Genomic DNA, 8,435 nt, shown 5'->3' on the forward strand with positions numbered 1-8,435 from the left:
GAAATATATCGTAGATACGCTTTGTTTGCTAAATGTTTAGTTCTTTCCATTTACTAAAAAATATAAATTCATACACTTAATATCATATTCTTTAAATTGCAAACTATTATTTTATCTTCTGTACAGGCAAACTACTAAAAATTAATTCAGCAACTTTTACATATCCTTTTGAGTTTGGATGAATTAAATCCTTAGACCAAAGCGTATTATCATTAACTAAATGATGATTCCAAAAATCAACATGATGAAGCTTATACTCTCTGCTCAGTGAATGTATAACTTCATTTGCCTCTAATAATTGTTCTTTTATTACTTGTTTTTTTTCAGAAGCAAAAGGAAGCCTAACTGTAAAATCTGGAAGGTTTGCTATAATAATATCAGCCCCTGCTTTACTTAATGTATCTATCATAAATTCCATATCGTTCTTATATGCATCGTGATTCCAACGTCCTTTTAAAACATCGTTTGCCCCTGCAATGAGACTAACCAAATCTGGATTAAAAGTTAGCGCTTTTTCCAATTGCTGCGAGCGAATTTCTTTAGTTACTAACCCACGCTTTGCAAAATTGGCATATTCTATATCGTTTTCACACAGTTGAACAAAATGATCTACCCAGCTTTTTAATGCAATTCCCTCAACTTCATCCCCTATCCCCTCTGTAAAACTATCACCAATTGCTACAAATCGCTTCCACATATGTATTCCCCCTTTATTATTAACCATATCTATACTATACAATAGCTCACACCGTAATTGTTATTTCTAAGTGGTTTTCGATTTCGATTATATTCCACTTTACTATATTTACATTTAGAATCCAAAATTGACCGATTCCTAAGTATACTTAGGAATCGGTCATATTCATATATTTACTAAAGAAATACAATCTATCTAGGAATTATACTTTTTTCAAAAAATTTGTTGTTCTTTGTTTTGCCCAGTTGATACATTTCTTTTCGATTAAATAATATGAAACTATAGAAAAAAGTAGTGTCATTGCAATGCACAAAGTAAGAAGGAAAAAGATAGGTATCTTTGTATACAAAAGTTTAAATAGTACCATCATGATTGGAAAATGACATAAATAGATACTGTATGAAATTTCTCCTAAATATACAAATACACTCTTATTTAAAAATGCTTTTACTTTTAGGTTACTCATAGCCATTATAATAAATATACTAATCCCCATTACGACACCCCAATCTTTTAATAAGAAAGTTGTATCATTACGGGAAAAACCATAAATTAAAATGGAATATAAATAAAGAATAACCCCTAATGCAATAAGAAATCCTTTTTTAAATTTTTTCATATTCCTATATGAGTAGATAAGTTTTTCCTGATACTTAAAAAGTAACATTCCAATCATAAACATAGATGTAAAATGCAGTGTATCAGCATAACCATTATAAAATCCTTCAGCTTTCCCAATATGCAACATATTAAGAACAACACTAATTAATGAAAAGCTCAAAGCAAATAGTATCGTTTTCTTCCAATTCAGTTTATAAAAAAGAAGGAATAACAAAGGAAACACAATAGATATACGCATCTCTTGAGCCAATGACCAAATAACTGGATTATAATTTTCCGTAAAAAAGTTATTAAGAAGCACAAAGTGGTTTAGAATATCTAAGTTCGTTATAGACCCTTGCCACCTATCATAGAACCAATCCCGTAGCCCTACCACTTCATACGACGAAAATAAAATAAATAAAACAAAGGTAACGATTATCCAAAAATAATAAGGAATATAGATTCTTACAAATCTCTTAATTAAATATCCCCAATAATTTGTTTTTGAATGATAAAGTGCCATAGATAACACAAAACCACTTAGTACATAAAAAACGATAACAGCTTCCCCACCCGCCCATAAAAACCTAAGCGGGGAAAATTTAATAGAATTAGGCAACGATGGTAGCATTAAACAAAAATGTCCAAATACCACAGTAAGTGCCGCTAACCCTCGTATGGAATCTAATTCTTTTATTCTCTTACTCATAAAATGTTCTCCTTGTAAATTGTAAATTTTGCTGTTCATAAATGCCACTATAAGAATGTAGTGGGTGGATTGTACATATTGTTTCTTTAAATTCCTAATATAAGCAGTACAAAGTTAATTTGACCTCCATTTCTTTATATACATAATGTAAAACAAAATATTTAATACAAAGAAAAGATTTTATTAAATTTTTATAAAGTGAAACTTTAATCAGTGGAGGTTTTGTTCATCCTCCACTGATTATCAGCCCCCGCCAATCGGGCGTTTACGGGCAGCAGGGCCCCCACCTAACTTCCTTGCTTCCGCTGAATTTTGAGGTGGGGGTCTTACTGCCCGGCAAATAGCGGGATACAATCTAATTACAGAAATACGTACCGGATATTAATTTTTCATTGTCATTTGATGGAATAATGGGTGTTTTTTCATCATGTAACTTTATTAAACTAACCTTGCACCCGAATCCTTTAAATCGAAAGATTCATAATAAACGCCATCCTTTCTGTATATTTCTACAAAAAGAATAGCGTTTTTGGGATATATGGATACAAATTTATTTTAGCTTGATAGAAATACAAAAAATTCCGAAGGACCCAATTTGAAAAGTAATACACTCTTTCATTCCAAACTATGCACATAAGAATCTATAATACTTTGAAACCTTTTGTTTCAGACTAATATTTAGTTGTATCCTATAAAATTAGCTTTTTACTATATCAATCGCACTATCCCACATACCACTAAAAAAAGATCCTGTTTTACGTATAAAACGTGTAAACCAATTTGCTTGTTCCACATCAGATTTTGTTACAAGGTCTATTTGTAATGATTTACCTGATAAGAACCCAGGATCTGTATTATCTTTAGGCGAGATAATCATTTTGCTAATTGTTACACCTTTTTTAATAGGCGCTTCTTGTTCTTTATTCAATACTTTAAATTCTTTTTTATAAATGTCTTTATTGCCCTTCGGCATTGGAAGTGAAACAGCTTGCTTCGTTTGAACTACTACATCTTTGTCTTTTGCATTTGCCACTCGAACTGTTTCATATCCTTTTATTACTGAATCTTTTCCGTAGACATTCTTCACTTCAAAATTCGCAAATCCATAATCGTATAATTTCTTTGTTTCATCAAAACGTGCCGTATGAGATTTTGCTTTTATCACTACAGAAATTAGGCGCATACCATTTCTTTCTACTGTACCAGTGAAACAATCTCCCGCTTCTGGAGTCGTTCCTGTTTTCAAACCATCTACACCTTCATATTGCTTAATTAAACCTTTTAACATCCAGTTAAAGTTCGCCATATCAATTGGATATTTACCACCCTCTTGGAATGTTTTTTTAGGAATTTTTGCTGTATTTAATATTTGGGGGAAATCTTGAATAAGACGTTGTGCTAAAATTGCACAATCCCTTGCAGACATTTTATTTTTCTCGTCTAGAGTTGTCCCTTCTAGGTGATATCCTTTTAAATCTTGATTTGTTAAGCCTGTAGAGTTTACAAATTTATAATCTTTCATTCCAAACTCTTTCGACTTATCGTTCATCATTTTTACAAAATTAACTTCTTTACCAGCAATCTGTTCAACTAAAGCAATTGTTGCACCATTTGCAGAGTAAATTGCCATTGCCTCATATAACTCTTTTACCGTATAAGAGCCACCATTTTCTAATGGAACGTTTGATAATGAACGATCTTGCGAAATCTTATGTGCATATTCAGAGATTTTAACTTTTTGATCCCATTTAAGTTTTCCTTTATCCACCGCTTCATGAACTAAGTATTCGCTCATCATTTTTGTCATACTAGCAATTGCCAATGATTCATCTACATTTTTTTCATATAAAATTTTTCCGGAATTTGCTTCTATTAAAATTGCTGATCCCGCTTCAACGTCTATAGTAGAAACTGTTTCCGCTGCTGCTCTTCCAAATGTAACGAACATGCTAAAAAATAGTGTAAGCACTGTTACTATTGCAATAAATCTCTTGCAAAACATACCTTTCACTTCTGTTACCTCCAATATCTTTGTACTCAAAAAAAGCGTTATTCTAACATAATCTCAAAAAAATAGACAGTGTTCTCAAATTATATATACATATTAGACGTTAGGATCGCTTTCATATAGACCATCTCATCCGACACTTTTAGGTGCCCTGATACTTTGTATTCCCACACATACCCCTATTTTTAATCCCCTTATATTTTTCAAAATGATTCGCACTTTCATATTTTTTAGGATTACAATTAATAGACAATCTAGATGCTACATTTGTTCCATATTTACAAAAAATAAAGTGAAACTTTAATCAGTGGGGGTCTTACTGCCCGTTAATGCTTTATTAGCTATCAAGGATTTTAATTATTCAATTCAGCTATTTGCTAGACTTATATTAGAGATGAATTTTCTTTAGTCTAAACTATTAGTTTTTTGTAATAAAAAAACTACACCCTATACTGGATGTAGTTTTTCTAACTGATTTATTTATTTTTCACTTCATTTTTATAAAAAGCAAATAATGGTTCGATGGATGGACTAGATAACAGCGGAATTGCCTTCTCAATCAATTTCCTATCCCAATCAAACCAACGCATTTCCATTAACATGTTTATTTCTGTATCAGTGAATCGTTTCTTTATTTCCTTAGCAGGATTTCCACCAACTATTGTATACGGCGGAACATCTTTACTTACGACAGATCCTGCAGCAACAATTGCACCTTCACCAATAGTAACGCCAGGCATTATTATAGCATTCATTCCAATCCAAGCATCACTTTTAATGACTGTATCGCCCTTAGTTTCATATGATTGTTCAATTTGCTCAGCGAATGGATATACTGTAATCCATTCTGAGTGATGATTATGGTTACCACCCATTAAAATGACTACTCCACTTGCAATGCAAACATAATTCCCAATAATGAGTTTATCAAGATGCCATCCCATCTGTTCAATTGGATTAAACAGTGCTTGTGACTTAGCATCCCCCCATAAATACCTTACACAGCCATCTTCAAAATTTTGATGACTATAATAGCCTGAATAATAGGAGTACTCTCCCACTTCAATGAGTGGATTTGTTACTATATCTTTTATATACTTTGTTTCTGACCAATGATTAAATAATGGATACTTCATAACTTTATTCCTCGCTTCTAAGTATTATATATTTTGCTATTTACTTAGAAGCTTACTACGACAGCTACATTTTTTAGCTTTCTCAAACGACGAATCATTATCTTCAAGCCTTTCTTTTATACTAAAAAAAGCATAACGCAATACATTACACTAGTCAAATTGTGTAATTTTGAACACATCTTAAACAGCGTAATACTGCAATAAGAACATGAAAACACTCTAACTTTGATCCAAATAATATATTGATTACATTCAGTTTATATTTTGTAAAAAAATTTTAATTGCCATGACAAAGCAAACAATAACCACTATTGGTCGTATTAATGCCGTCCCTTTTGTAAGCACCATCTTCGCCCCAATATATGATCCTATAATTTGACCAAGCATCATAATCAATCCAATTGTCCAATCGATTTGGCCAAAAATAATAAAATACAACAAAGCAGCGAAATTACTTGTAAAATTCAAAATCTTAGCATTTGCAGTTGCCCGTGTAGCACTATATCCACATAAGAGAATGAACGCTAAAGCAATCAAGCTACCTGTTCCAGGGCCGAAGAAACCATCATAAAATCCAAGTAACGGAGCCACTGTTAACGCAAACAACAACATACTTATTTTTCTCGGTCGATCTTCGTTTGCTATATTTGGAGATAATAGAAAATAAAGACCAATAATAATAAGTAAAAAAGGTAATATCATGATTAGATATTCTGCCCGTATCTGTAAAACAAGCCATCCACCGAAAACGGATCCCAAAAAGGTCATTAAGATGGACAAACGCATATCTTTGAGATTAATTTCTTTCTTCTTAATAAAAATCATTGTTGCCATGAGGGTTCCGCTACTCCCTTGTAGTTTATTAGTTGCTATCGCTACAGAAGGAGACATACCTACTAATAACATTATCGGGATAGTTATCATACCACCGCCCCCAGCAATTGTATCTATCCATCCTGCTAATACAGCTACTAAAAATAGTAGTATGAGTAATTCAATAGTAAAATCCATACAAAGAATAGGGGCAGGCTTGAGCTATTATAACCCAAACCTCCCCATCACCCCTCCTCTCTTTAAACTAGTTAATGATATCTGTAAAGTAACTTTCTTTCTGATCACGTAATCGGCTGGAAACGTACTGCCTGCAAACAATTCTTCTTCCGTACTTATTATCTCCAATCGGGATTTTATATTCTTCCTCAGATAACCTTTCCCTACCATGAGTTACATTTGTTTGTTTACCATAGTATGAATTTGGGATAATTAATAAATCTTCAGATGTAAGTGGAACCTTATAAGTAGGCGTTGTTCGTAAGAGTTCTAAAAACATGTCAAATTTCAATTTTTCTTCTTCACTTTCTCCCACATAAATCAATCTATTTTCTGCTCCATTCAAACAAGTTGCAATAATATCGCCATTATCATCCAAAAATATAATTTGGTTTATTTCCCCTACAAATCCAGATATTTCACCATCCGCCATTCCTGCGATATGAGCAATAGGCATTTTACTTATCGCCAATATATCATCTTTACTGAAGTCATTTTCTTCAAGATGCTTTTGAAGTAATTTTGGCGTTCCAATATGAGTTTGAGTTTTTAAATTTAACACTCCTTTTAATAAAAGAGCATCAACTCTAGTAAATTTTCCACAAGTAATTTCAGACACTATTCTTTCCACGGATTTATTGAGTCTATTTGATACAATTTCTAAATTCGTATTGAATGTTTTCAATCTTGCTTCAATATCTGATTGGTCTTTCATATCTGTATACACTGTGGCATCGTTATGTTGATAAAAGTTCCCACCACCGGTGCTTGCACCGACATTTCGCAAAACTTCATCGTTGTTCAAAGGGGAAATGAGGTGAAATCTATTTTTCCCTGCATGTTCGGATGGGTGAATTAAAGCATCATAATTAAAAAGTGTGGCGAAAAGCCATGTGACCCATTCTGCATAAAAATATTTTTTCATTCTATCGTCTTCGTCTTCACCATAATTAAAACCTTTGCGATTCTCCCCAGGTAATAGGGTTTCCATAGGATCACATGGAATATTTTTAATAAGAGTAGGTGGTACGTTCCCACCACAATTCGCTACTTTTATCATATGTAGTAGTTTTTTCATGTCTGAATTCGAAGTTTTCTTTAAATAATCAATCAAACAATTAAGCCACTCTCTTGAAAAGCTTGCAGCTATTTCTTGATCACAAGTATAAGGATTATGAGCTTTTAATTCATGGTCTATTAGATTCTTCATTTTATCCTTCAATACATTAGGAATGCTAATTTCTTCGATTTCTGTAATCTGCAGTGTTCCTTTATTCATTATAAAACCTCCGTTGTTTTATTTTTTCACACCATATCTTCTATTAAATGAACTACCTACTTCTTTTTTGCTCCTTTGCTTTTCTTCAAAGCTATTAGAACTACCAATTTACAAATAAAAAACGTGGAGTATAAGAGATTTCTTCTTAGTCACATTTCCCCCACGAATCTCCGTTAAATTGGCAAATTTAATTTGAAAATCTGATTCATTTTCATACTTTACTTTCAAACTATGTTTATATGATTTTCAATTCAAGTAAGAGTATTTCATTTTCTAAAGTTTTCCTGAGTTTAAAATCAGAATTTTCAAGATAAATATATTAACACTAAAAATATAACACGAAACCAAAAAATGTAAATAAATAGTTTTTTTATAAAAAATAGTCAGACTATTCATAAGGTAATTCGTATTTCATTGAACCAACTACGGCCTCTCAATTTTATTGATAACAATAAAAAGGTCCCCTAAATGGTGATAGAGGACCTTTTTCCAAGTATATTCTATTTTAAATTTCTTACTTACCTTTTATTTTAAAAGATATTGCTGTAACTTCTTTATTAACAGTTCCATCCCGTTTGGACTTACAATAATCTTCCCATTCGCTAACGAAATATTGCTGTCTGAAATATCCCCTGTAAGTACACAAGCTCTTGGTGATTGATATTTTCGTAAAATAATCTGGTCCTCTTCTATAAACATTTCAAGAGAATCTTTTTCTACAATTCCTAAACTCCGTCTTATTTCCATTGGAATAACAATACGCCCCATGCTATCTGCTTTACGAGTAATTCCTCTTGATTTCATAAAATGCCACCCTTTATATTTATCTAATATTACGGTATTTATTTTAGCAATAAATAACAATTAGGAATAGTTCGTATTACAGTACTTTTTTTAGGAATAAATACCAATTAGCAATAACTTATGTTAGAATTATTTCTTGTTTATTCTTG

The 8,435-nt window shown here is 32.0% G+C and carries 7 protein-coding genes; all 7 read right to left on the reverse strand.

The annotated features are described in order from the left end of the window. Positions 1-106: 106 nt before the first annotated feature. The 7 genes from ACO6VI_RS32355 to ACO6VI_RS32385 all read right to left on the reverse strand — a co-directional run bounded on the left by ACO6VI_RS32355 (position 107) and on the right by ACO6VI_RS32385 (position 8,286). Positions 107-697 (reverse strand): SGNH/GDSL hydrolase family protein, encoded by a 591-nt coding sequence (locus tag ACO6VI_RS32355; protein ID WP_000265883.1) that lies wholly within the window; start codon positions 695-697, stop codon positions 107-109. A gap of 202 nt (positions 698-899) precedes the next feature. Continuing rightward, the gene (locus ACO6VI_RS32360) at positions 900-2,048 is read right to left on the reverse strand and encodes an acyltransferase family protein (RefSeq protein ID WP_088021271.1); all 1,149 of its coding nucleotides are present in this window, start codon (positions 2,046-2,048) and stop codon (positions 900-902) included. Positions 2,049-2,706: 658 nt separating this feature from the next. Continuing rightward, the gene (locus ACO6VI_RS32365; protein ID WP_088021272.1) at positions 2,707-4,020 is read right to left on the reverse strand and encodes a D-alanyl-D-alanine carboxypeptidase family protein; all 1,314 of its coding nucleotides are present in this window, start codon (positions 4,018-4,020) and stop codon (positions 2,707-2,709) included. Between the two features lie 473 nt (positions 4,021-4,493). Further along, positions 4,494-5,153 carry a CatB-related O-acetyltransferase gene (locus ACO6VI_RS32370; RefSeq protein ID WP_161520460.1) on the reverse strand — a complete coding sequence of 220 codons (660 nt, stop codon included), beginning with the start codon at positions 5,151-5,153 and terminating at the stop codon, positions 4,494-4,496. Between the two features lie 252 nt (positions 5,154-5,405). After that, the gene (locus ACO6VI_RS32375; RefSeq protein ID WP_029442323.1) at positions 5,406-6,164 is read right to left on the reverse strand and encodes a TSUP family transporter; all 759 of its coding nucleotides are present in this window, start codon (positions 6,162-6,164) and stop codon (positions 5,406-5,408) included. A gap of 67 nt (positions 6,165-6,231) precedes the next feature. Further along, a complete protein-coding gene (locus tag ACO6VI_RS32380) occupies positions 6,232-7,482 on the reverse strand; it encodes a hypothetical protein (RefSeq protein WP_063547293.1) in 1,251 nt (416 codons plus the stop codon). A gap of 525 nt (positions 7,483-8,007) precedes the next feature. Then, the gene (locus tag ACO6VI_RS32385) at positions 8,008-8,286 is read right to left on the reverse strand and encodes an AbrB/MazE/SpoVT family DNA-binding domain-containing protein (RefSeq protein WP_063547292.1); all 279 of its coding nucleotides are present in this window, start codon (positions 8,284-8,286) and stop codon (positions 8,008-8,010) included. Positions 8,287-8,435: the final 149 nt, after the last annotated feature.

Origin of the sequence: Bacillus sp. PSXD-155 (assembly GCF_049310765.1) — a bacterium.
Taxonomy (GTDB): Bacteria; Bacillota; Bacilli; order Bacillales; family Bacillaceae_G; genus Bacillus_A; species Bacillus_A cereus.

What these genes read in the sequence shown, in the direction of transcription:
- ACO6VI_RS32380 (WP_063547293.1), bottom strand. Translation starts at nt 7,482, where the DNA reads ATGAATAAAGGAACACTGCAGATTACAGAAATCGAAGAAATTAGCATT.
- ACO6VI_RS32375 (WP_029442323.1), bottom strand. Translation starts at nt 6,164, where the DNA reads ATGGATTTTACTATTGAATTACTCATACTACTATTTTTAGTAGCTGTA.
- ACO6VI_RS32370 (WP_161520460.1), bottom strand. Translation starts at nt 5,153, where the DNA reads ATGAAGTATCCATTATTTAATCATTGGTCAGAAACAAAGTATATAAAA.
- ACO6VI_RS32385 (WP_063547292.1), bottom strand. Translation starts at nt 8,286, where the DNA reads ATGAAATCAAGAGGAATTACTCGTAAAGCAGATAGCATGGGGCGTATT.
- ACO6VI_RS32360 (WP_088021271.1), bottom strand. Translation starts at nt 2,048, where the DNA reads ATGAACAGCAAAATTTACAATTTACAAGGAGAACATTTTATGAGTAAG.
- ACO6VI_RS32355 (WP_000265883.1), bottom strand. Translation starts at nt 697, where the DNA reads ATGTGGAAGCGATTTGTAGCAATTGGTGATAGTTTTACAGAGGGGATA.